Source organism: Pseudomonas sp. Marseille-Q5115 (assembly GCF_916618905.1).
In the GTDB taxonomy this organism is placed as follows: Bacteria; Pseudomonadota; Gammaproteobacteria; order Pseudomonadales; family Pseudomonadaceae; genus Aquipseudomonas; species Aquipseudomonas japonica_A.
Genome location: NZ_CAKAKI010000001.1, coordinates 252,018 through 274,409, shown reverse-complemented (window position 1 = coordinate 274,409; position 22,392 = coordinate 252,018). Strand labels below are relative to the sequence as shown.

Here is a 22,392-nt window from a genome sequence, read left to right as displayed (position 1 = left end):
CCACAACACTCTCGGATATTTCGCATTTCCCTGTTCAACGACCGAACGTAGTTTCGGCCGTTCGCCAACCTGTTCGTGCAGAACGGGGCGGCAACGCCATGCCCGAACGCCGCACAGCGTCGGGTTTCGCTTCACCGTAATCACAAAAGAAATACCCGGAGCTTCGGCTACCGGGGAAAAAAGCAGTCAGGAGCTACCACTTAATGAAAACCACCCAACGTACCTTGCTGGCCATTGCCATCGGCAGCCTCAGCACCTATGCCATCGCCGAACCCGCCAGCCAGGAGTTCGTGCCGCTTACCGTGAAGAGCACCAGCGCGCAAAGCGAAGCCACTGGCTTCGTTGAAGGCCAGTCGTTGTCGGGCACTACCCGTAACTTCTTCGCCCAGGAAAAATTCAAGAACACCAACGGTGGTCAGTTCACGGTTCCGAAAAACAACGGCGTGGTCGAAAAGACCAATGACCGCAAGACTTGGACCCAAGGCACTATCGTCAACTACACCTCGGGCTTTACCCAAGGCGCCGTGGGCTTTGCGGTAGAAGGCGCCCTTTATAACGAAGTCGCCCTTGAGCAAGGCAAGGGGCAAATTGTCGGTGGTAGCAACCGCACGCTGGCCGAAAACAACGGCGAGGCCGTGGACCAGTGGAGCAAGCTGGGCCTGGGCAACCTGAAAGCCCGTTACTCCAACACCACCCTTACCGCCGGCCGCCAGAGCATGAACACGCCCATGGTCGCGACCATCGGCAACCGTGCCCTGCCTTCAAGCTTCGAAGGGATCAGCCTGCACAGCGCCGAGTTCGACAACCTGGCCATCGACGCTGGCACCTTCGACCGCGTATCGCCACGGACCGAACAAAGCCTCACCAGGTTCGTGAGCGAATACGGCGACCGTTCCGTCAGCGCCGACCACGTGAACACCTTTGGTGCCGTGTACAAGCCGTTCAAGAGCGTAGAAGCCAGCCTGTACGCCACCCAGGCCAAAGACCTGTGGAACCAGTACTACCTGGGCCTGACCCACGAGCTGGGTGATGCCGACGTATTTGCACTTACCACTGGCCTGAACTACTACAAAACCAAGGACGAAGGCTCCAGCAAGCTGGGCAGCATCGACAACGACACCTACAGCCTGAGCTTCACCGGCACCCACGGTGCCCACAGCCTGACCCTGGCCTATCAGGAAGTGAACGGCAACGAGTACTTCGATTACCTGCACGAAACCAACGGCATCTTCCTGGCCAACTCCCTGCTGTCGGACTTCAACGCCCCGAACGAGAAATCCTTCCAGATCGCCTACGGCGTGGACATGGCCAAGTACGGCGTGCCTGGCTTGAAATTCAGTGCATACAGCGCTCGCGGCTGGGGCATCGACGGCACTCACTATCGCAGCACCGGTTACGGTGACCTGAACTATATGGACGGCGAACACCACCAGGAATATGGCGTGGGGACCTCCTATGCCGTGCAAAGCGGCCCGCTTAAAGCGACCACCGTGCGTGCCACCTACACCATCCACCGTGGCAGCAAGGACGATTCCAACAAAACCTTCCAGCCCGACGGCAGCCTGAACGAGCTGCGCATCGTGACCACCGTTCCATTCAACATCCTGTAAACCCGGCAACCAGGGCGGCGGGTTCGACGAATCCGCTGCCCCGGCTACGCTGCCATTGATAGCGAGAGGTCTTCCATGAAAAGCCATTCCTTGCGCGTTGCCATCGGCGCCGCCTTGTTCGGCCTGGCCGCGATGGCCAGCGCCAAACCGTTGGTGGTGTGCACCGAGGCCAGCCCCGAAGGGTTCGACATCGTGCAATACACCGCGGCCACCACGGCTGACGCGTCGTCGGAAACGGTATTCAACCGCCTGGTGGACTTCACCCCTGGCAGCACGGACATCGAGCCCGGCCTGGCGGAACGTTGGGATATCTCCGAAGACGGCAAGACCTACACCTTCCACCTGCGCCAAGGCGTGAAATTCCACACCACCGATTACTTCAAGCCCAGCCGCGAATTCACCGCCGACGACGTGGTGTGGAGCTTCCAGCGCCAGCTGGACCCCAAGCACCCGTGGCATGAAAAATCCTCGATGGGCTTCCCGTATTTCGAAGCCATGGGCTTCAAGGACCTGCTCAAAAACGTGAGCAAGGTCGACGACCATACCGTGACGTTCGAGCTCAACCACCCCGAGGCGCCGTTCCTGCGGGACCTGGCCATGGGCTTTGCGTCGATCTACTCGGCCGAATATGCCGACCAATTGCTCAAGGCCGGCAAAACCGACGACCTGAACACCAAGCCGATCGGCACCGGACCGTTCATCCTTGCGCGCTACAACAAGGACGCGCAAATCCGGTATAAGGCCAACCCGGACTATTACAAGGGCAAGCCGCCAGCAGACCCACTGGTGTTCGCGATTACCGTGGACAGCAACGTTCGCCTGCAGAAGCTCAAGGCCAACGAATGCCAGGTAGCGCTGTACCCCAAGCCTGATGACGTGAAGGGCCTGAAGGCCGACCCGAACGTGCGCGTCGATGAGCTGGAGGCACTGGTGGTCAGCTACCTGGCCATGAACACCTCGCACAAATACCTCAGCGATGTACGGGTGCGCGAGGCGATTGGCCTGGCGCTGGACAAGAACAACCTGGTCAAAACGTTGTTCGGCGAGGGCAACGCAACGGTCGGTACCGGGCCTTACCCATCGACGTTGCTCGGTTTCAACTCTAGAATCGCCGACCGCCCGCACGACCTTGAAAAGGCACGGGCCTTGCTGAAGGAAGCTGGCGTGCCTGAAGGCACCCGTTTCACGGTGTTCACGCGCAACGGCGGTGGGGTGACCAACCCCAACCCGGCGCTGGCCGCGCAGTTGCTGCAGGCGGACATGGCCAAGGTAGGCCTGAACGCGGATATCCGCATTCTTGAGTGGGGCGAGCTGGTCAAGCGCATCAAGCTTGGCGAGCACGATCTTGCTTTCTATGGCTGGGCCGGCGACAACGGCGACCCGGACAATTTCGTTACCCCCAACCTCAGCTGCGACGCAGCCAAGAGCGGGGAAAACGCCGCGCGCTGGTGCAACGAGGCGTTCGACAGCCTGCTTTCGCAGGCACGGGCCGAGACGGAACCGGCCAAACGGGCGGCGCTCTATGAGCAAGCCCAGGAGATCTTCCACAAGGACCAACCGTGGATCAGCCTGGCCTACCCCAAGCTGTTCGTGGCGATGCGTAAAACTGTCGAGGGCTTCCATATCAGCCCGATGACCAATAACAACTTCGCCACCACCCAGGTGAAGTAAAACCGACCTGCCGCGGCCCCATCCTGGCCAGCGGCGGGCTCCGAGGCGGGCAGGGACATCCTTTGCCCGCCTCGGCCGTACTGGCCGACGAGGTATGACCCTGAAATGCTGAGTTTTATTGCCCGCCGAGTGGGATTACTGATCCCTACCTTCTTCGGCATCACCCTACTGACGTTCGCGTTGATACGCCTCATCCCCGGAGACCCGGTGGAAGTGATGATGGGAGAACGGCGGGTCGACCCCGAAATGCACGCCCAGGCCATGGAACGCCTGGGGCTGAACAAGCCGTTGTACGTGCAATACGGCAACTACATCGCCCAGCTCGCCCACGGTGACCTGGGCCAGTCGTTGCGTACCCGGGAGAGCGTGTGGAGCGAATTCACTTCGCTGTTCCCTGCCACCCTGGAGCTGTCCATCGCCGCGCTGATCTTCGCCGGCGTGCTCGGCCTGCTGGCCGGTGTGATCGCGGCGCTGCGACGAGGCTCCTTGTTCGACCATGGTGTGATGGGTATTTCCCTGGCCGGCTATTCGATGCCCATCTTCTGGTGGGGCTTGATCCTGATCATGTTCTTCTCGGTCACGCTGGGCTGGACGCCAGTGTCGGGGCGTATCGACCTGCTCTACGACATTCCGCCGAAAACCGGCTTCATGCTGATCGACACCCTGTTCACCGATGACGAAGGCGCTTGGATGGATGCCCTTCGGCACCTGATTCTGCCGGCGATCGTACTGGGCACCATTCCGCTGGCGGTGATCGCCCGCATGACCCGCTCCTCAATGCTTGAAGTACTGCGCGAGGATTACATTCGCACCGCACGTGCCAAAGGCCTCTCGCCCACGCGCGTGGTGTTCGTGCACGGCCTGCGCAACGCCTTGATCCCGGTACTCACGGTGTTCGGGCTGCAAGTGGGCACGCTGCTCGCGGGCGCGGTACTGACCGAAACCATCTTTTCCTGGCCGGGCGTCGGCAAGTGGCTGATCGAAGCCATTGGCGCCCGTGACTACCCCGTGGTGCAGAACGGCATTCTGTTGATTGCCTGCCTGATCATCCTGGTCAACTTCGTGGTGGACATCCTCTACGGCCTGGCCAACCCACGCATCCGTCACCAGCGCTGAGATCACTACCATGACAACCCAAGCTCAACCCGTGGCAGCTGACCAAAGCCTGCTCTACCCTTCTCCCCTCAAGGAGTTCTGGAAGGCCTTCGCCCGCAACAAGGGCGCGGTCGCCGGCCTTCTGTTCATGATCGTAGTGGTGTTCTGCGCCCTGTTCGCGCCCTGGGTCGCCCCGTTTGACCCCAGCGAGCAGTTCCGCGACGCGCTGCTTACGCCGCCGTCCTGGTCCGAGGGTGGCCAGATGCAATACCTGCTGGGCACCGATGAACTGGGCCGCGACCTGCTGTCCCGGTTGATCCACGGCGCACGGCTGTCGTTGCTGATCGGCCTGTCTTCGGTGGTGATGTCGCTGATCCCGGGCATTCTCATGGGGCTGGTAGCCGGGTTCTTCCCGCGCATCCTCGGGCCTTCGATCATGCGCCTGATGGACATCATGCTGGCCCTGCCGTCGCTGCTGCTGGCGGTGGCCATCGTGGCCATCCTGGGTGCTGGCCTGATCAATACCGTGATTGCCATCGCGGTGGTCTCGCTCCCCTCTTACGTGCGCCTTACCCGCGCCGCCGTGATGGGCGAGTTGAACCGTGACTACGTCACTGCAGCGAAGCTGGCCGGCGCCAGCCTGCCTCGGCTGATGTTCATCACCGTGCTGCCCAACTGCCTGGCACCGTTGATCGTGCAGGCCACCTTGAGCTTCTCCTCTGCCATTCTCGACGCCGCCGCGCTGGGCTTCCTGGGCCTGGGCGTTCAACCGCCCACCCCGGAGTGGGGCACCATGCTGGCCTCGGCGCGGGACTACATCGAGCGCGCCTGGTGGGTAGTGAGCCTGCCTGGCCTGACCATTCTGCTCAGTGTGCTGGCGATCAACCTGATGGGCGACGGCCTGCGCGATGCGCTGGACCCGAAACTCAAGAACGCGATTTGAGGACGCCAACATGTCACTGCTCGAAATCAAGAACCTGAGCGTGCGCTTCGGCGACGCCAATGCAGTACCTGTGGTCGATGGCCTGGACCTGGCTGTGGACCGTGGTGAAGTACTGGCCATCGTGGGCGAGTCCGGCTCCGGCAAGTCCGTCACCATGATGGCCCTGATGGGCCTGGTAGAGGCGCCCGGTATCGTCAGCGCCGATGCGCTGCGCTTCGATGGCCATGACATGCTCAAGCTGAGCAAGCGCCAGCGCCGGCAAGTGGTGGGCAAAGACCTGGCGATGATCTTCCAGGACCCGATGACTGCCCTGAACCCCAGCTACACCGTGGGCTTCCAGATTGAGGAAGTGCTGCGCGCGCACCTTGGCCTGTCGGGCCGTGCCGCCCGCGCCCGCGCACTGGAGCTGCTACAAAAGGTAGAGATCCCCGCCGCCGCCAGCCGCCTTGACGCGTACCCGCACCAGCTCTCGGGCGGCATGAGCCAGCGCGTCGCGATCGCCATGGCCATTGCCGCCGAGCCCAAGCTGTTGATCGCGGATGAACCCACTACCGCGCTGGACGTGACCATTCAGGCGCAGATCATGGAACTGCTGCTGGCCCTGCAGAAGGACCAGGACATGGGCCTGATCCTGATCACCCACGACCTGGCCGTGGTGGCTGAGACCGCCCAGCGCGTGTGCGTGATGTATGCCGGCCAGGCAGTGGAAGTGGGCCATGTGCCGCAGCTGTTCGACGCACCCGCGCACCCTTACAGCGAAGCACTGCTGGCGGCGATTCCAGAGCACAGCGAAGGCGCCGAGCGGCTGTCCACGCTGCCGGGTATCGTGCCGGGCCGCTACGACCGTCCACACGGTTGCCTGCTGTCGCCCCGCTGCCCCTATGTTCAGGAAAACTGCCGTCAGCAGCGCCCTGCTCTGGATCAGAAAGCCCAGAGCCTGGCCCGCTGCTTCTACCCGCGTAACCAGGAGGTGGCGTAATGAGCGTCGTACTTACCGCCCGCGAGCTCACTCGCCACTATGACGTTTCCCAAGGGGTGTTCAAGCCCCACGCGACCGTGCAAGCGCTCAATGGCGTGTCGTTCGAACTGGAAGCCGGGAAAACCCTGGCCGTGGTCGGCGAATCCGGCTGCGGCAAGTCCACCCTGGCCCGCCAGCTCACGCTGATTGAAGAACCCAGCTCGGGTTCGCTGAAGATCGCCGGCCAGGAAGTGGCGGGTGCCAGCAAGGAACAGCGCAAGCAATTGCGCCGTGACGTGCAGATGGTGTTCCAGAGCCCTTATGCCTCGCTCAACCCGCGGCAGAAGATCGGCGACCAGCTGGCCGAGCCCCTGCTGATCAACACCAACCTGTCGCGCACCGAGCGCCGCGAAAAAGTGCAGGCGATGATGCAACAGGTGGGCCTGCGCCCTGAGCACTATCAGCGCTACCCGCATATGTTCTCGGGCGGCCAGCGCCAGCGCATTGCCCTGGCGCGGGCCATGATGCTGCAACCCAAGGTACTGGTGGCGGACGAACCCACCTCCGCGCTGGACGTGTCCATCCAGGCACAGGTGCTGAACCTGTTCATGGACCTGCAGCAGCAGTACCAGACCGCCTACGTGTTCATTTCCCACAACCTGGCGGTAGTGCGCCATGTGGCGGATGACGTGCTGGTGATGTACCTGGGCCGGCCAGCGGAAATGGGCCCCAAGGAGGACCTGTACCATAACCCGCTGCACCCCTACACCCAGGCGCTGCTGTCGGCCACCCCGACCATCAAGCCCAACCCGGACAAGCCCCGGATCAAGATCGCCGGCGAGCTGCCCAACCCACTCAACCCGCCATCGGGCTGCGCGTTCCACAAACGCTGCCCGTATGCCACGGAAAAATGCGTAACCGACGTGCCTGCCTTCCGCCCGGTAGGCACCCGCCAGGTGGCTTGCCACTATGCGGAGCAGTTTCTGAAGGCTTGATTCCCTGGCTATGCCCGGCCCAACCGGAAGGGCCGGATGCGGGCTCCGCTTATCGCCTTGAGGGATCACACCCTGCCCCGCACAGTCGCTGATGTATAGCCCTGTGCGGAGGTCCCTATGCGCGTTCATCACCTTAACTGCGGCTGCATGTGCCCCCTCGGCGGGGCGTTGTTCGATGGCTTCAGCCGTGGCCTTACGGCCCGGCTGGTCTGCCACTGCCTGTTGATCGAAACCGACACGGACGGCCTGGTACTGGTCGATACCGGTTTCGGTACTGCCGACGTCGCCCGTCCCGGGGCACGCCTAAGCACCTTCTTCCGCTACTTCAACAACATCCGTTTCGAGCACCGTTACACCGCGCTCGCGCAGGTGCGCCAACTGGGCTTCGATCCCCAGGATGTGCGGCATATCGTGCTAACCCACCTGGACTTCGACCACGCCGGTGGCCTTGAAGACTTCCCCAATGCCCGGGTGCACGTGATGCAAACGGAAATGGACGCGGCGCGTTCGGCGGCAGGCTGGCGCGACACCCGCAGGTTTCGCGAAAAGCAGTGGGCCGGCGTGACCGACTGGGCTTTCTATCAGCCTCAAGGTGAACGCTGGAATGGTTTCGACGCGGTGCGCACCCTCATAGGCGCCAACAGCCACGATATCTTGTTGGTGCCGCTGGCAGGCCACACCCCAGGCCACGCAGGCGTGGCCGTACGCACCGGGGAGGGTTGGCTGCTGCATGCTGGCGATGCGTACTTCTACCGGGGCGAAATAGGCAACCATCGGCGGGAATGCACGCCCGGGCTGCGCTTCTATCAGCGCATGATGGAATACGACCACAAACAGCGGGTTGATAACCAGAACCGCTTGCGGGCGCTGTCCCTGGCTACGGATCAGCAGGTGCGCATGTTCTGCAGCCATGACGCGCTGGAACTCGAGCGCGCGCAAGCGGCGAACCCCGCGCGTTCATAGCTCGCCAAAACAAGAACGCCGCAATCGAGGATTGCGGCGTTCTTTTGTCAGCGCATTTGCGTCAATGGACGAACAGCGCAATCAGAATGATGATCGGGATCGGGATGCCCAGGAACCACAGCAGTAGGGAGCGCATGATGTTTCTCCTTCGTTGGTCGGTCCGTTGGCTTAGCGAACGGGAACGGTGGTGGTTTGGGTAGCGTGACGTTCTTCAATCCAGCGGGCCTGATCGCGTTGACGGCCACCGAACAGTGCCGCCAGGCTGGCAGCGAAGGCACCACACAGCAGGGTGATGAAGGTCCACAGGGAAGCCCAGGCGGCGGCCTTGGCAGCAGCATCGGCAGCTTGCTGAGCCTTGAGCTTGGCGTCGTCTGCCGCTTTGCGTACCTGTGCATACACCTGGTCAACACGGGCTTCGGCTTCCGGCTGGCTCAGGCGGGTGCGCTGGGCTACCAGTTGCGCCAGGTAGGTACGGTCATCGGCGTTCAGCGTGCCGTCACCCGACAAAGCCTTGGAGAAGATCCGCCCGGCAACGCCGTTTGCAGCATCGTCACTGACCGAAGCCGGCCCGTTGCTACGGAACAGGGTGTCGGTGAAGTAATCCATCGGGTTGCCACCGTTTGCATTGGCAGCTGCGCCACCAGCGGCGCTTCCTACCATGGTTGCAGCACCGGATGCCATACTCGCGCCGGCCTGCGCGCCCGCCCCGGCAATATTACCGGCAGTGCCTACGATCATCGCCGTGGTCACCAGCGTGGCGACGGCCCATGACAGGAAACCATGGGCGGTATCGCGGAAATACACTTCGTCCCCATGCAGGTTGGCCCACTTCACACGCAACCGGCCGGCCAGGTAGCCGCCCAGCCCAGAAGCGAGGATAGCCGTGACCAGCAGCCACAGAATGCTGGAAATACCCAGTGTTTTCGCGCTGGCCCCCTCGTTCGCCCATGGTGATGTTGCAGCGAAGCCCAACCCCGCGCCCGCGACTACCAGGATCAATGTCAACGCTGCGGCACCTGCGGCGCCCGCGAAGATGGCTGCCCAGGAGACTCCCGAGCGGTTGGGGCCGTCAGAAACGGCAGATGGATATTCGGCAGAAGTGATCATTTAGTGAGGCCTTTTTTAGTTAGCAATAAGTCCGTCACTCAAGGCGAATGCAGTGGGCGTGCCAGCGCCTCAAATAAGGGCCTGCTAACAAAAACAGCGGTTTACCGGCAAAAGGAGATTTGTTGATCATGCAAAATGCGGGATGTTGCCCCTTTTCCCATGGTGTTCTGCAACATGGGAAAAAGGCATTTTGACATGATGTGCTGGCCGGATTATTGGAACTTCACAGTTTGAAACGCGCCATCTGCGAGGCAAGGTGCTCCGCGTATCGGATAAGTTCCTGGCAGTCCTGATAACACGCCTGTACGTCCCGAGAGGTAGATTGAGCGAGGTCCGCGATGCCCTGCACGTTGCGATTGATCTCTTCGGTTACGCTGCTTTGCTCCTCGGTGGCAGCAGCTACCTGCTGATTGCGATCGGCCAAGGCTTCGACGTAACCGGCGATCTGGTCCAATGATTCGCCAGTGCGCCGGCTCGAGGCCACCCCGGTGCCTGTGGCAGCCTGGCCAGAGCGCATGGACGCCACGGCCTGCTCGGCGCCGGATTTGAGTTGGCTCATCATCGTCTGGATCTCCCCCGTCGCGCTTTGGGTTCGGCCCGCCAACGTTCGAACTTCATCGGCAACCACGGCGAAGCCGCGGCCCATCTCCCCCGCCCTCGCCGCCTCGATGGCGGCGTTCAGCGCCAACAGGTTGGTTTGTTCGGAAATGCTCCGGATGGTGGCCAGCACCTGATCCACCGTGGCGATCTGCGTGGCCAGTTGTTCCACCGCGCCGGCGGCCGCGCCGATGCCATCAGACATGTGCTCAATATTGATGATCGAATCGCTCACCACACCTCGGGCGGAAACGGCTTCGTCACGTGTGTTGCGCGATACGCCGGCCGCCCCGGCGGCGTTGCGGGCAATCTCTTGCACGGTCAGGCCCATTTCGTGCACAGCGGTGGCAACCATGTCGGTCATTTCCTGCTGGCGCGCGGCGCGCGTTGAGGTGCTATCTACCACCAGCGCCACATCTTTCACGCTATGGCGCAATTGCTCGCTCGTGTTGAGTGCGTCGCCGATCAACTGTCGCAAGCTTTCAATAAACCGGTTGAACCCACGGGCAAGGTCGCCGAGTTCATTTTCGCGGTGATCATCCAGCCGGCGGCTGAGGTCGCCCTGGCCACCGCCAATATCCACCAGCGCTGCGGTCACTTGGCGAATGGGCCGCACGATGCCGCGGGCGATCCAGGCTACAAAACCGAGAAAACACAACACCACCGCGAGGCTGATCAAGCTGATCAGTGTGAGGGCGTCCCGGGCAGGCCCGTAAACTTCCGCCAACGGAATTTCGCTGACAAGCGTCCACCCCAGCGAAGTCACAGGTTGGGCGACGGCCAGCCAGGTTTCCCCGTCACGATCGAAGCGCAGGGCATCCTTTTCCGAACTGCTTGGGGCCAACATGTGCTGAGCAGCGCTTGCGCCTGACAGCTGCGCCAGCGTGGCCACGTCGTTCAGTTGAGCGTCAGGGTGTACTTTCACCTTGCCGTCCGGCCCCACGAGATACACCCGGCCCTGGTTGCCGAAACGGAAGTTGCGGATCATGTCCGACAATGCCGTCATGCTGAAGCCCAGACCGGCGACGCCTACAACAGTGCCGTTGTGCTCGATCCGCTGATTGATGAACAGGGTGGGCACTTTCGTAGTTTGGTCGATATCGATGTCCAGCGAACGCTCTTTGCCACTGTCGATAAAACCGTAGAACCAATTGTTCTCGGCCGGCCCCCGGGCAAGCGTACGGTCCGGGCCTTTGTCAGTGAAGTAATGGCCGCTCTCTCTTGCGACGATGAACGTAGTGAGTGCGTTATGACGCGCCTGCACCTTGCTCAAGTAGCGGATGAAGGCGGCCTGCTGTGCAGGGTCTTCGCCGTCGCCAAGCCATTCGCTGACCAAAGTGTTGTCCGCAATGTCCGTAGCGGCGGTCATCGGCGCCGCCAGCAGGCGCTCCAGATCATTGCGGATCGCCGTGACGCTGGCAGGCATGGCTTGCTGAAGCAAGTAGCGGTCGGTTAGCCGGTTCACCGCAACGGCGTAGATGGCGATGATGATAAAACTGCTGATCACCAGGGCAGCGCCCATGCTCAGCGTTAATTGGGACTGAATACTTTTGCGCCAAAGCTGCATGACAGGACCTTTATAGCTTTTGCTCGCGCGGAAAACATGACCGCGCAGTCAGCATTACTATTCAGCAAAGAGCGCGCCACAGCGCCGCATTTTGGTCAGCAGCTGCTGTAACGCCCAGTTGACGAGGCATGAAGGCAAGCGAGACCAAGGAATTCACGCGAAAGAAACAAGCGAGGCGCCAAAAGGGAGCAACGCCGTGGCCTGCCGCGTGAAGATATAGCACGGGGCTACCAGCCCTCCCGCCGCCTGTCGCCCATCGCGCCGTGCCGTACAACTCGACCCAACCGAGCCGGTCAGGATGCATAGCCCCCGTCATGAGAGATCAAACCCATGTCCTTGCGTGCCTGGCCCCTGTTGCTCGCCCTCCCGGCTGCCGCCGTTCTGCTTTCCGGCCGTACCACCCGCCCACCCCGGCCTGCTGACAAAGCCAGGCTCGCCGGCAGAACGTTCGTCGTCACCGGGGCTTCCAGCGGCGTAGGCCGCGGCGCTGCGCTGGAGCTTGGCCGAAGCGGCGCGAATGTGGTGCTTGCCGCGCGCCGGCTGGACGCCTTGGAAAGCCTGGCGGCCGAGATCCAGCGTGCAGGCGGTACAGCCCTCGCCGTGGCGACCGATGTCAGCGATACCGCACAGATGCAGCACCTCTGCGAGCAGGCTATTGAACGATTCGGGAATATCGACGGCTGGATCAACAACGCAGGTGTGGTCACCGTAGGGCGGTTTGAAGACATCCCTCTCGAAGACCATCTGCGTTTGCTGGACATCAACCTCAAGGGCCAGGTGATCGGCAGCTACCTTGCGATGAAGCACTTCCGCGCCCAAGGGCATGGCACCTTGATCAACGTTGGCTCGGTGGACAGTGAAATCCCCCATGCGTACCAAGGCGCCTATTCGCCCTCCAAGGCCGGTGTGCTGATGCTGGGCCGGGTACTCAATGAAGAGCTGCGCCTCACCCAGGGCCGCGACATTCATGTCTGCACCGTGATGCCTTGGGCGCTGGATACCCCCTTGTGGGAGCATGCCGGCAACTACACCGGCCATGAGGCTCGAATGCCAACCATGGATGGCCCAGAGAAAGTAGTGAACGCGATCATTCGTGCCTGCCTCGAACCCATCAAAGAGATCCGGGTGGGATACAAGGCAAAGCTGGCGTACTGGGGGCACCGCGTGGCGCCGAGTATCAACGAGCGGCTCACCGGGATCTTTACGGAAAAAGGCGAGATCGAAATGCATCCGCCGGCGCCTGCGACTTCAGGTAGCGTGCATGAGCCGGTAGACGCAGGACAGGGCATACAGGGCAGCCGCGGTTAATCTCACCCACACGGCGTGTAGCTAGGTGCTCGGCGCCGCGCCAGCATCGTGGATGTTCCTGATGCTGGGCAGCTTCATTGTCGCGGGCGGGGTGGCCTATCGCACAGGGGCCAGGCTTATGCCCCCCGGGTGTCCACCAACACTTCACTCACCTGTGTCACCGGGGTGATGTTGGTGAAGTTGGGCACGTCGTCGTTCAGCTCGCCGCCATGGGCGCCCATCACCGTGGCCAGGCTGGCCATGGATTCGAAATACAGGTTGCATTGGGTCACGTACAACGGCGGGGTGCCAGCTTCGTCACCCACCACGCCTTTATCCACGCTGTACGAGAGCAGGCTGGGGCCGAGGCGTTCGCACACCAGGGCCATGTGCTTGTTCAGGTAGTAATCGTGATCGAACGTGGCGCCGTTGGCGTTGGGGTAGAGAACGGAAACCTTGATCATGCGAGGGCCCTTCGTCATTGAGAAAGGCCCAAGCATAAGCGCTATTGGTGATGAATCAATGGTGCTCGCGGGTGGCGCGGAATTTCACGTCCGGCCAGCGCTCTTCCATGACCGACAGGTTCACCCGCGTAGGGGCCAGGTAAGTCAGGTGACCGCCGCCGTCGATGGCCAGGTTTTCCATGGCCTTGACCTCGAATTCCTCGAGCTTCTTCTTGTCGTCGCAGGCGATCCAGCGGGCCGACCACACGGTGATCGGCTCGTAGGCGCATTCCACCTTGTATTCTTCCTTGAGGCGGCTGGCCACTACGTCGAACTGCAGCACGCCTACCGCGCCGAGGATGATGTCGTTACTGCGCTGAGGGAAAAACACCTGGGTGGCGCCCTCCTCGGCCAATTGCTGCAGGCCCTGGCGCAGTTGCTTGGACTTGAGCGGGTCCTTCAGGCGCACGCGGCGGAACAGCTCCGGAGCGAAGTGCGGAATACCGGTAAAGCCAAGGCTTTCGCCTTCGGTGAAGGTGTCGCCGATCTGGATGGTGCCGTGGTTGTGCAACCCGATGATGTCGCCCGCGAAGGCTTCTACCAGTTGCTCACGCTCGGAGGAGAAGAACGTAAGCGCGTCGCCGATGCGCATGTCCTTGCCGGTGCGCACATGGCGCATCTTCATGCCCTGGTCGTAGCGGCCCGAGCAGATGCGCATGAAGGCGATACGGTCGCGGTGTTTGGGGTCCATGTTCGCCTGGATCTTGAACACAAAGCCGGTGAACTTCTCTTCGACAGGCTCCACGGTACGCTCGTGCGCTACACGAGCCAACGGGCGCGGTGCCCAGTTCACGACCGCGTCCAGCACGTGGTCCACACCGAAGTTGCCCAGGGCGGTACCGAAGAAGACCGGCGTGAGCTGGCCATTCATGAACTCGTCCTGGTCGAACGGATGGCAGGCGCCCTGCACCAGCTCCAGCTGCTCGATGAACCGATCGTATTCGTCACCGAGGTGGGCGCGGGCTTCGTCCGAATCCAGCTTCTCGATGATTTTCACTTCGGTACGCTCATGGCCGTGGCCAGGGGTGTAGACGATGATGTAATCGCCTTCGAGGTGATACACGCCCTTGAAATCCCGGTAGCAACCGATTGGCCAGGTGATGGGCGCGGCCTTGATTTTCAATACCGCCTCGATCTCGTCCAGCAGCTCGATCGGGTCGCGGATGTCGCGGTCCAGCTTGTTGATAAAGCTCACGATGGGCGTGTCACGCAGGCGACATACGTCCATCAGGGCGATGGTGCGCGGCTCTACCCCTTTACCGCCGTCGAGCACCATCAGCGCCGAGTCCACCGCGGTGAGGGTGCGGTAAGTGTCTTCGGAGAAGTCTTCGTGGCCCGGGGTGTCGAGCAGGTTGATCATGTGATCGCGGTAGGGGAACTGCATCACGGACGTGGTGATGGAGATGCCGCGCTGCTTCTCCATTTCCATCCAGTCGGACGTGGCGTGGCGGTCCGATTTGCGCGACTTGACCGTACCGGCCACCGCGATTGCCTTGCCCATCAGCAACAGCTTTTCAGTGATGGTGGTTTTACCGGCGTCGGGGTGGGAAATGATTGCGAAGGTACGGCGCTTCGCGACTTCGGCGGCCTGCTGGGTCATGGAAAATCGCCCGGGAGCTAAACAAAAAAGGGTACGGATTATAGCCCAGAACCGGGCCTGCGCTGAACCGTCCAGCAACATTCGGGGTTCCCACACCAGCCTGTGTATGGGAACCTTTAAAACACTGGAGCCGTCCATTGCCCCGTAACCGCTTCGCTTGCGCGGCAGCAATATTGGCAATTCGCGACCTGACGGGGTCGTGCTCAGGGTTCGCCAGGCGCTTGCCGCCCAGGCCCGAACCACACTTCGCGCCAACACCCGAACGCATCCCTCCCCGGGCATCGCCGAGCGTGTTGGCGCAGACCGATAAACAGGAGTTTCTATGGCCACACGCTATGGAACGGGCCTGGTAGGGTGCGCCGCTGTGCTCGCCGTCCTGGCCCTGCTGATCCACTGGATCGGCGTTGAAACCGTGCTGCATTACCAGCAAGACCTGCTGTTCTACCTGCAAGCCCACCTGGTGCTTGTGCTGGTGTCCATGTTCGCCGCTCTGTTGATCGGCATTCCCGCGGGTGTACTGCTCAGCCGGCCGGCCATGGCCAGGCACGCCGAACGCTTCATGCAAGTGTTCAACATCGGCAATACCGTCCCGCCTCTCGCTGTGCTCGCCATTGCCCTTGGCATTCTCGGCATTGGCAGCGGCCCGGCCATTCTGGCGCTGTTCCTTGCCTCGCTGCTGCCCATCGTGCGTAACACCTATGAAGGCCTGAAGAACGTTCCCGGCTCGCTGAAGGAAGCCGCCACCGGTATCGGCATGACCCCACGCCAGGTGCTGTGGCAAGTGGAGCTGCCCAACGCCGTGCCGATCATCATCGGTGGGGTACGGGTAGCGCTGGCGCTCAATGTGGGCACCGCGCCGTTGTCGTTCCTGATCGGCGCCAACAGCCTCGGCAGCCTGATATTCCCTGGCATTGCGCTGAACAATCAGCCTCAGCTGGTGCTGGGCGCGGCCTGTACCGCGCTGCTGGCACTGGTGCTCGATGGCCTGGTGCTGGTGATCAGCCGTACCTGGCTGGAACGCGGCCTCGCCCCTGCCCGCTGACACAAGGACACGTACATGACCAAATCAGGCTGGCTGCTGGCGGCAGCCCTGCTGTTCTCGGGCATTGCCCAGGCGGCGGACGAACAACCCCTGCTGCGCATCGGCGCACGGGTATTTACCGAGCAGACCGTACTGGCCACGCTCACTTCCAAGTACCTGGCCACCAAGGGCTTCCGTACTGAAATCACCGGCGGCCTGGGCAGCAATATCGCCCGCAGCGCCCAGGAAAGCGGGCAGCTCGACCTGCTGTGGGAATACACCGGGGTGTCGCTGGTGTCCTATAACCACGTCAACGAAAAGCTCGACAGCAACGCTACCTATGCGCGTGTAAAAGCATTGGACGCGCAAAAGGGCCTGGTGTGGCTGGCGCCCTCGAAGTTCAACAACACCTACGCCCTGGCGTTCCCCGACAAGGTTGCCCAGCGCTACCCCGAAGTGAACACCATCAGCCAGCTGAACGAGCTGGTGAACCGCGAGAAGGACGAGGACCACGTGCTTGCACTGGACACCGAGTTCGCCAACCGCCCGGACGGGCTGGTGGGCCTTACCCAGGCCTACGGCCTGGCGTTCGACCGCCGCGACATTCGCCAGATGGATGCCGGCCTGGTGTACACCGCCCTGCGCAACGGCCAGGTGTTCACCGGCCTGGTGTACACCACCGATGGACGGCTGGATGCCTTCAAGCTGAAAGTGCTGGAAGACGACCGCCATTACTTCCCCGACTACACCGCCGCGCCCGTGGTGCGCAAGGCCGTGCTGGACCAGTACCCGCAGCTGGCAACGCTGCTCAAGCCGCTGGCCGAACTGCTGGACAACGCCACCATGCGCCAGTTGAACGCGCGCGTGGACGTGGACCATGAAAACCCCGGCGCGGTGGCCGATGCGTTCCTCGCCCAGCACCCTGAACTGAAGGAGGCGAAATGAACATGCTCGCGACCTTCCAGCACATCGACTGGCAGCAGGTGCTGCACCTCACCGGCCAGCACGTGATGCTTGTAGGGATAGCCGTAAGCCTGGCCATCCTGATCGGCGTACCGCTGGGTATCCTGATGACGCGCTTCCCCGTACTGGCTGGCCCGCTACAGGCGGCCGCCACGGTGTTGCTGACCATCCCGTCCATCGCCCTCTTCGGCCTGCTGTTGCCGTTTTATTCGAAGTTCGGCCAAGGCCTCGGCCCGCTGCCAGCGATCACCGCCGTGTTCCTTTATTCACTGCTGCCGATCCTGCGCAATACCTACCTGGCGCTTACCAGCGTGGAGCCTGGCATCCGAGAAGCGGCCAAGGGCATCGGCATGACCTTCGGCCAGCGTTTGCGCATGGTGGAACTGCCAATTGCGGTACCGGTGATCCTGGCCGGGGTGCGTACCGCCGTAGTGATGAACATCGGCGTAATGACCATCGCCGCCACCATCGGGGCCGGCGGCCTCGGGGTACTTATCCTGACTTCCATCAGCCGCAGCGACATGTCGATGCTGGTCGTGGGCGCGGTATTGGTGAGCCTGCTCGCCATCGTCGCCGACCTCTTCCTGCAATGGCTGCAACGCTCGCTGACACCAAAAGGATTGCTCAAATGATCGAACTCCAGAACCTGACCAAGACGTTCAACAGCAACGGCAAGGACGTACGCGCCGTGGACGCCGTGAGCCTGACCGTGAACGAGGGCGAGATCTGCGTATTCCTGGGCCCCTCCGGTTGCGGCAAAAGCACCACCTTGAAGATGATCAACCGGCTGATCGAGCCCACCTCCGGGAAAGTGCTGATCAATGGCGAGGACACCAGCTCGCTGGATGAAGTGACACTGCGCCGCAAGATCGGCTATGTGATCCAGCAGATCGGCCTGTTCCCGAACATGACCATCGAAGAGAACATTACCGTGGTACCGCGCCTGCTGGGCTGGGACAAGGACCGCTGCCGCGAGCGTGCCCGGGAGCTGATGAGCATGATCAAGCTCGAGCCCAAGCAGTACCTGAGCCGCTACCCGCGCGAACTGTCTGGCGGCCAGCAGCAGCGCATCGGGGTAATTCGTGCCTTGGCGGCGGATGCGCCCCTGCTGCTGATGGATGAGCCCTTCGGCGCCGTGGACCCGATCAACCGCGAGATGATCCAGAACGAATTCTTCGAGATGCAGCGGGCCCTGAACAAGACCGTGATCATGGTCAGCCACGACATCGACGAAGCGTTGAAGCTGGGCGACAAGATCGCGATATTCCGCGCGGGCAAGCTGTTGCAGCTGGACCACCCCGACACCCTGCTCGCCCACCCGGTGGACGATTTCGTCAGCAACTTTGTGGGCCAGGACAGCACCCTCAAGCGCTTGCTGTTGGTGAAGGCCGAAGAAGCGGCCGACAACGCGCCATCCGTAAGCCCGGATACCCCGGTGGCCGACGCCCTGGAGCTGATGGACGAACACGATCGCCGCTACGTGGTGGTCACCGACGCGCAGAACCGCGGCCTGGGTTACGTGCGCCGCCGCGACTTGCACCGCCAGCAAGGGCAGTGCGAAAGCTTCCTGCGCCCGTTCACGGCCACGGCGGCTTCCGAGGAGAACTGTCGCATCCTGCTGTCGCGCATGTACGAGTTCAACCGCTCGTGGTTGCCGGTAATGAACGCCGAGCAGGTGTTCCAGGGCGAGGTCACGCAAGAGTCCATTGCCGCCTACCTCAGCTCCGGGCGTTCGCGCAGGATGAAGACTTCCATCGTGTCGCCGGCGGAGCAGGCGGTAGGGTGAGGCTGTGAGGTCGCCCGGGCGGGCCGGGCGACCTTGTTGAGCGCACTAGTGATCGTCGATCGGTTCCTCACCCACCAGCACCACATCCAGGGTCAAGTCCATCGGCACGCCGCTGTCATCGACCACATAGCTTAGCCAATGGTCACCTACCGCAACACAGCCATGAGCGCCGAGCATTCGTTTGCGCGGCGAGCGCAGGTGCATGCCAGAAAGGGGCCCAAGTGCCGGTACCTGATCGAACCCGTGGCCGTCGGCACCAAACAGTTTCCACAGTCCGCCGACTTCACGGGAGGCCGGGTAAAGCCCCACATAGTTGTTGACGCTCAGGCCGAACTTGACACCCAGGGATGCGAAGCCCCTTCCATGCAGGAAATCCCAAGACAGCACCTCGTAACCCCATTTGCCGGTGTCCGGGTCCCGGTAATAGTCGAAACGAAACTTGGCGGGCTCGGCTCCCGGGGCATCCAGCACGGTAAGCCAGGGAACGGCCGTATAGGCGACCTTCTCGCCGACGATCTGCACATCGCGGCAATCCCACCAGCCAGGGTTGCCCAAGGCTTGCGTGGCAACAGTGGCAATGAATGAACGGCTCGGGTCTTTGATAAACACAGGAAAACCTCCTTGTATGTGTGGAGCCGCAAAGTCTGCACGCCGCCGCGTCACTGCTCGAAGACTGGTAAGCCACCCCTGGGTGTAGGAAAGGGCGCTTGGGTCGGATACCAAGAACACCCTCTTGTGATCGCAGTCGTAACAACAAAGCCTCAGAGCTGTTTAATTTATTTAAATGCGGCGTTGAATTTATTTAAACGCGACATTTTCAGTTGATCTCACTTCCCTTACGCCCTACAGTGCGCGCCGAACGTCCATGCTGGAAACGATCCATCCGGCTCAAGTACTGACGACGAGACAGCAAGGTCACTTCCTTATTTCGGAAGCCGGCGAGCGCAGGCCACACAAGGCCAGGCTCAGCCGCTTCCAGGGGTGACCTTTTTGCTTTCGGCGACATGCCTTGGGAAGTAGGCGAACCAAAGTGGGGATACGGAGGGCGTTCAGTACAGCCACTTTCATTCACGCTTCCCCCGAGGAGTCTCCATGTCGATCAACGTTGAAGATTACTACCCTCGCGAAACCTTCCAGAAAATGAAGGCCTTCGCCGACACTCAGGAAACCCCGTTCGTACTGATCGATACCCAGATCATCAGCCAGGCTTACGACGACCTGCGCGCGGGTTTCGAATTCGCCAAGGTGTACTACGCGGTCAAGGCCAACCCGGCCGTGGAGATCATCGACCTGCTGCGCGACAAGGGCTCGAGCTTCGACATCGCCTCGATCTACGAGCTGGACAAGGTGATGGGCCGCGGCGTGGGCCCGGAGCGCATCAGCTACGGCAATACCATCAAGAAAGCCAAGGACATTCGCTACTTCTACGAGAAGGGCGTGCGCCTGTATGCCACCGACTCTGAAGCCGACCTGCGCAATATCGCCAAGGCCGCGCCGGGCTCGAAAGTGTACGTACGCATCCTGACCGAAGGCTCCACCACGGCGGACTGGCCACTCTCGCGCAAGTTCGGCTGCCAGACCGACATGGCGATGGACCTGTTGATCCTCGCGCGCGACCTGGGCCTGGTGCCTTATGGCGTGTCGTTCCATGTAGGCTCGCAGCAACGTGACATCAGCGTATGGGATGCCGCGATCGCCAAGGTAAAAGTGATTTTCGAGCGCCTGAAAGAAGAAGACGGCATCGAACTCAAGCTGATCAACATGGGCGGTGGCTTCCCGGCCAACTACATCACCCGCACCAACAGCCTGGAAACCTATGCCGAGGAAATCATTCGCTTCCTCAAGGAAGACTTCGGCGATGACCTGCCGGAAATCATTCTGGAGCCGGGCCGTTCGCTGATTGCCAACGCCGGTATCCTGGTGAGCGAAGTGGTGCTGGTGGCCCGCAAGTCGCGTACCGCGGTGGAGCGTTGGGTGTACACGGACGTGGGCAAGTTCTCGGGCCTGATCGAAACCACCGACGAATCCATCAAGTTCCCGATCTGGGTGGAGAAAAAGGGCGAAGTGGAAGAAGTGGTGATCGCCGGGCCAACCTGCGACAGCGCCGACATCATGTACGAGCATTACAAGTACGGCCTGCCGCTGAACCTGGCCAGCGGCGACCGCTTGTACTGGCTGTCCACTGGTGCCTACACCACCAGCTACAGCGCCGTGGAATTCAATGGCTTCCCGCCGCTGAAGTCCTACTACCTCTAAGCTTCGCTCGCAGCAGCTTCGGCCCAGCGCGCCGCCAACGCCCGGATTTCCGGCTGGCGCGCCTGGGCCAACGCTTCGGCGGCTGTGCGGCGAAACCGTTCGTGACCACCGAGGCGGGCCTTTTCCAGCCAGGCCATCCCCTCTTCCAGCCTGCCTTGGGAGATCAGCACACCGGCATGGCTGAACTGCCCGCGAAAATCCCCATGCTCGGCCGAACGCTGATACCAGCGATGGGCGGCTGCAACGTCCCGAGGCAGTGCATCCCCTTCTTCAAGATACCGGCCATACAGGTTCATGGACTTGGCATGCCCTAGCTCGGCCGCGCGGCGGTAACACGCCACGGCGGCGGCTTCGTCTTTAAGCACACCGCGCCCGGTGGCCAGCAGGTTGGCGAGGTTATAAAGCCCCCAATCCAGCCCTTTTTCAGCACAGGCGCGGTACCCCGCTGCCGCCCGGGTCAGGTTTGGCTCGCAGCCCCAGCCGTGCTCATAGCAGCGCCCCAACATGTTCATGGCCATCAGGTGTCCAGCATCGGCGGCGATCTGGAACCAACGCAGCGCCAGGGCGGGGTCACGCTCGATGCCACGGCCGTCTAGCAGGATCTGCCCCAATAGCGCTTGCGCTTCCACGGCACCCGCACTCGCCGCAGCCAGGATGGCCTGTGCCGCCCGGGCAGGTGTATCCGCTAACTGGTCTTTCAACTGCGCGGCATCGAGGGTGTTTTCGCGGCGAAGCGTCCAGCCGCTCACACGTCCACCCAGCGGCGCAGCAGGTTGTGATAGCTGCCAGTGAGCCGAAGCAACGCGGGATGGTCCGGCACGTCGGCGGTCAGGGACTGGATTGCGCCGTCCATCTCGAACAGCAATGCCCGCTGGGCATCTTCGCGCACCAGGCTTTGCGTCCAGAAGAACGCCGCATAGCGCGCGCCTCGGGTCACCGGCCGAACCTTGTGCAAACTGGTACCGGGATACAACAGCATGTCCCCGGCCGCCAGCTTGATGGCTTGGGTACCGAAGGTGTCCTGTATTTCCAGCTCGCCGCCGTCGTAGTCGGCGGGGTCGCTTAAAAACAACGTGGAGGACAGGTCGGTACGCAGGCGCTCGCCACCGCCTCGCGGCTGGCGCACGGCGTTATCAATGTGGAAACCGAAACTGCCGCCATCTCGGTAACAGTTGATCAGCGGCGGGAAAATCTTGTGGGGCAACGCCGCGGACAGGAACAGCGGATGGGCCCACAGCCGTTCCAGCAAGGCGGCGCCTATCTCCCGCGACAATGGATGGTCTTCGGGCAACTGAAGGTTGTGCTTGGCCTTGGCAGACTGGTACCCGGCCGTGAGCTTGCCATCCGCCCAATCGGTGGCGGCAAGCGCCTCGCGGATGCGGGCGACCTCATCCGGGGCAAAAACGGCAGGGATCTGGATCAGCATGGCGACGCCTCGTACGAACAGGGCGCAATGATATTGATTCCCAG

At 61.9% G+C, this 22,392-nt stretch carries 20 protein-coding genes and 1 pseudogene; 13 read left to right on the top strand and 8 right to left on the bottom strand.

Translation table 11 applies throughout. The features are described from left to right. Positions 1-203: 203 nt before the first annotated feature. The 7 genes from LG385_RS01275 (at position 204) to LG385_RS01245 (ending at position 8,235) form a co-directional block, all read left to right on the top strand. The gene (locus tag LG385_RS01275) at positions 204-1,610 is read left to right on the top strand and encodes an OprD family porin (RefSeq protein ID WP_225771832.1); all 1,407 of its coding nucleotides are present in this window, start codon (positions 204-206) and stop codon (positions 1,608-1,610) included. A 75-nt stretch (positions 1,611-1,685) separates the two neighbouring features. Next, complete coding sequence (locus LG385_RS01270) at positions 1,686-3,281, top strand: ABC transporter substrate-binding protein (protein WP_225771830.1); 1,596 nt, start codon at positions 1,686-1,688, stop codon at positions 3,279-3,281. Between the two features lie 105 nt (positions 3,282-3,386). Beyond that, the gene (locus tag LG385_RS01265) at positions 3,387-4,397 is read left to right on the top strand and encodes an ABC transporter permease subunit (protein ID WP_181115515.1); all 1,011 of its coding nucleotides are present in this window, start codon (positions 3,387-3,389) and stop codon (positions 4,395-4,397) included. Between the two features lie 10 nt (positions 4,398-4,407). Beyond that, complete coding sequence (locus LG385_RS01260; RefSeq protein ID WP_225771828.1) at positions 4,408-5,319, top strand: ABC transporter permease subunit; 912 nt, start codon at positions 4,408-4,410, stop codon at positions 5,317-5,319. 10 nt (positions 5,320-5,329) lie between these two features. Next, a complete protein-coding gene (locus LG385_RS01255) occupies positions 5,330-6,298 on the top strand; it encodes an ABC transporter ATP-binding protein (protein WP_181115519.1) in 969 nt (322 codons plus the stop codon). After that, on the top strand, positions 6,298-7,272 hold the full coding sequence (locus LG385_RS01250; RefSeq protein ID WP_181115521.1) for a peptide ABC transporter ATP-binding protein: 975 nt from the start codon (positions 6,298-6,300) through the stop codon (positions 7,270-7,272). The genes LG385_RS01255 and LG385_RS01250 overlap by 1 nt, the downstream gene beginning before the upstream one ends. Positions 7,273-7,389: 117 nt before the next feature. Next, on the top strand, positions 7,390-8,235 hold the full coding sequence (locus tag LG385_RS01245) for an MBL fold metallo-hydrolase (protein WP_225771826.1): 846 nt from the start codon (positions 7,390-7,392) through the stop codon (positions 8,233-8,235). A gap of 168 nt (positions 8,236-8,403) precedes the next feature. Here LG385_RS01245 and LG385_RS01240 read toward each other — a convergent pair whose 3' ends face one another. The 3 genes and pseudogenes from LG385_RS01240 to LG385_RS25590 form a co-directional block, all read right to left on the bottom strand. Continuing rightward, entirely contained in the window at positions 8,404-9,342 is a 939-nt protein-coding gene (locus tag LG385_RS01240) for a hypothetical protein (protein WP_225771824.1), read from the bottom strand. A gap of 223 nt (positions 9,343-9,565) precedes the next feature. Further along, positions 9,566-10,294: a methyl-accepting chemotaxis protein gene (locus LG385_RS25595; protein ID WP_413247348.1), complete on the bottom strand. Its 729-nt coding sequence runs from the start codon at positions 10,292-10,294 to the stop codon at positions 9,566-9,568. A 126-nt stretch (positions 10,295-10,420) separates the two neighbouring features. Further along, positions 10,421-11,365 (bottom strand): annotated as a pseudogene (locus tag LG385_RS25590) (cache domain-containing protein); the annotation flags it as partial. 471 nt (positions 11,366-11,836) lie between these two features. Here LG385_RS25590 and LG385_RS01230 point away from each other — a divergent pair. Further along, positions 11,837-12,814: an SDR family NAD(P)-dependent oxidoreductase gene (locus LG385_RS01230; protein WP_225771820.1), complete on the top strand. Its 978-nt coding sequence runs from the start codon at positions 11,837-11,839 to the stop codon at positions 12,812-12,814. A gap of 116 nt (positions 12,815-12,930) precedes the next feature. On the opposite strand, the gene LG385_RS01225 is transcribed toward LG385_RS01230, so the two are convergent. Both LG385_RS01225 and LG385_RS01220 read right to left on the bottom strand, forming a co-directional pair. Next, positions 12,931-13,257 (bottom strand): EthD family reductase, encoded by a 327-nt coding sequence (locus tag LG385_RS01225; protein WP_225771818.1) that lies wholly within the window; start codon positions 13,255-13,257, stop codon positions 12,931-12,933. Positions 13,258-13,312: 55 nt separating this feature from the next. After that, positions 13,313-14,896 carry a peptide chain release factor 3 gene (locus LG385_RS01220; protein ID WP_225771816.1) on the bottom strand — a complete coding sequence of 528 codons (1,584 nt, stop codon included), beginning with the start codon at positions 14,894-14,896 and terminating at the stop codon, positions 13,313-13,315. Between the two features lie 322 nt (positions 14,897-15,218). On the opposite strand from LG385_RS01220, the gene LG385_RS01215 reads away from it, so the two are divergent. The 4 genes from LG385_RS01215 to LG385_RS01200 are packed head-to-tail and all read left to right on the top strand — an operon-like array spanning position 15,219 to position 18,666. Beyond that, entirely contained in the window at positions 15,219-15,938 is a 720-nt protein-coding gene (locus LG385_RS01215; RefSeq protein ID WP_225771814.1) for an ABC transporter permease, read from the top strand. Between the two features lie 15 nt (positions 15,939-15,953). Continuing rightward, positions 15,954-16,862: a glycine betaine ABC transporter substrate-binding protein gene (locus LG385_RS01210; RefSeq protein ID WP_225771812.1), complete on the top strand. Its 909-nt coding sequence runs from the start codon at positions 15,954-15,956 to the stop codon at positions 16,860-16,862. Further along, on the top strand, positions 16,859-17,512 hold the full coding sequence (locus tag LG385_RS01205) for an ABC transporter permease (RefSeq protein WP_225771811.1): 654 nt from the start codon (positions 16,859-16,861) through the stop codon (positions 17,510-17,512). The genes LG385_RS01210 and LG385_RS01205 overlap by 4 nt, the downstream gene beginning before the upstream one ends. Further along, positions 17,509-18,666 (top strand): betaine/proline/choline family ABC transporter ATP-binding protein, encoded by a 1,158-nt coding sequence (locus LG385_RS01200; protein WP_225771808.1) that lies wholly within the window; start codon positions 17,509-17,511, stop codon positions 18,664-18,666. Before LG385_RS01205 ends, LG385_RS01200 begins: the two co-directional genes overlap by 4 nt. Before the next feature lie 45 nt (positions 18,667-18,711). On the opposite strand, the gene LG385_RS01195 is transcribed toward LG385_RS01200, so the two are convergent. Next, positions 18,712-19,275, bottom strand: a complete 564-nt coding sequence (locus LG385_RS01195) for a hypothetical protein (protein ID WP_225771806.1) — start codon at positions 19,273-19,275, stop codon at positions 18,712-18,714. Positions 19,276-19,758: 483 nt separating this feature from the next. On the opposite strand from LG385_RS01195, the gene LG385_RS01190 reads away from it, so the two are divergent. Then, on the top strand, positions 19,759-20,922 hold the full coding sequence (locus LG385_RS01190; protein ID WP_181115551.1) for a type III PLP-dependent enzyme: 1,164 nt from the start codon (positions 19,759-19,761) through the stop codon (positions 20,920-20,922). Here LG385_RS01190 and LG385_RS01185 read toward each other — a convergent pair. Then, on the bottom strand, positions 20,919-21,671 hold the full coding sequence (locus LG385_RS01185; protein WP_225771804.1) for a tetratricopeptide repeat protein: 753 nt from the start codon (positions 21,669-21,671) through the stop codon (positions 20,919-20,921). The two genes, LG385_RS01190 and LG385_RS01185, sit on opposite strands and share 4 nt — an antisense overlap. Then, positions 21,668-22,348: a Fe2+-dependent dioxygenase gene (locus tag LG385_RS01180; RefSeq protein ID WP_225771802.1), complete on the bottom strand. Its 681-nt coding sequence runs from the start codon at positions 22,346-22,348 to the stop codon at positions 21,668-21,670. Before LG385_RS01180 ends, LG385_RS01185 begins: the two co-directional genes overlap by 4 nt. Between the last annotated feature and the right edge of the window lie 44 nt (positions 22,349-22,392).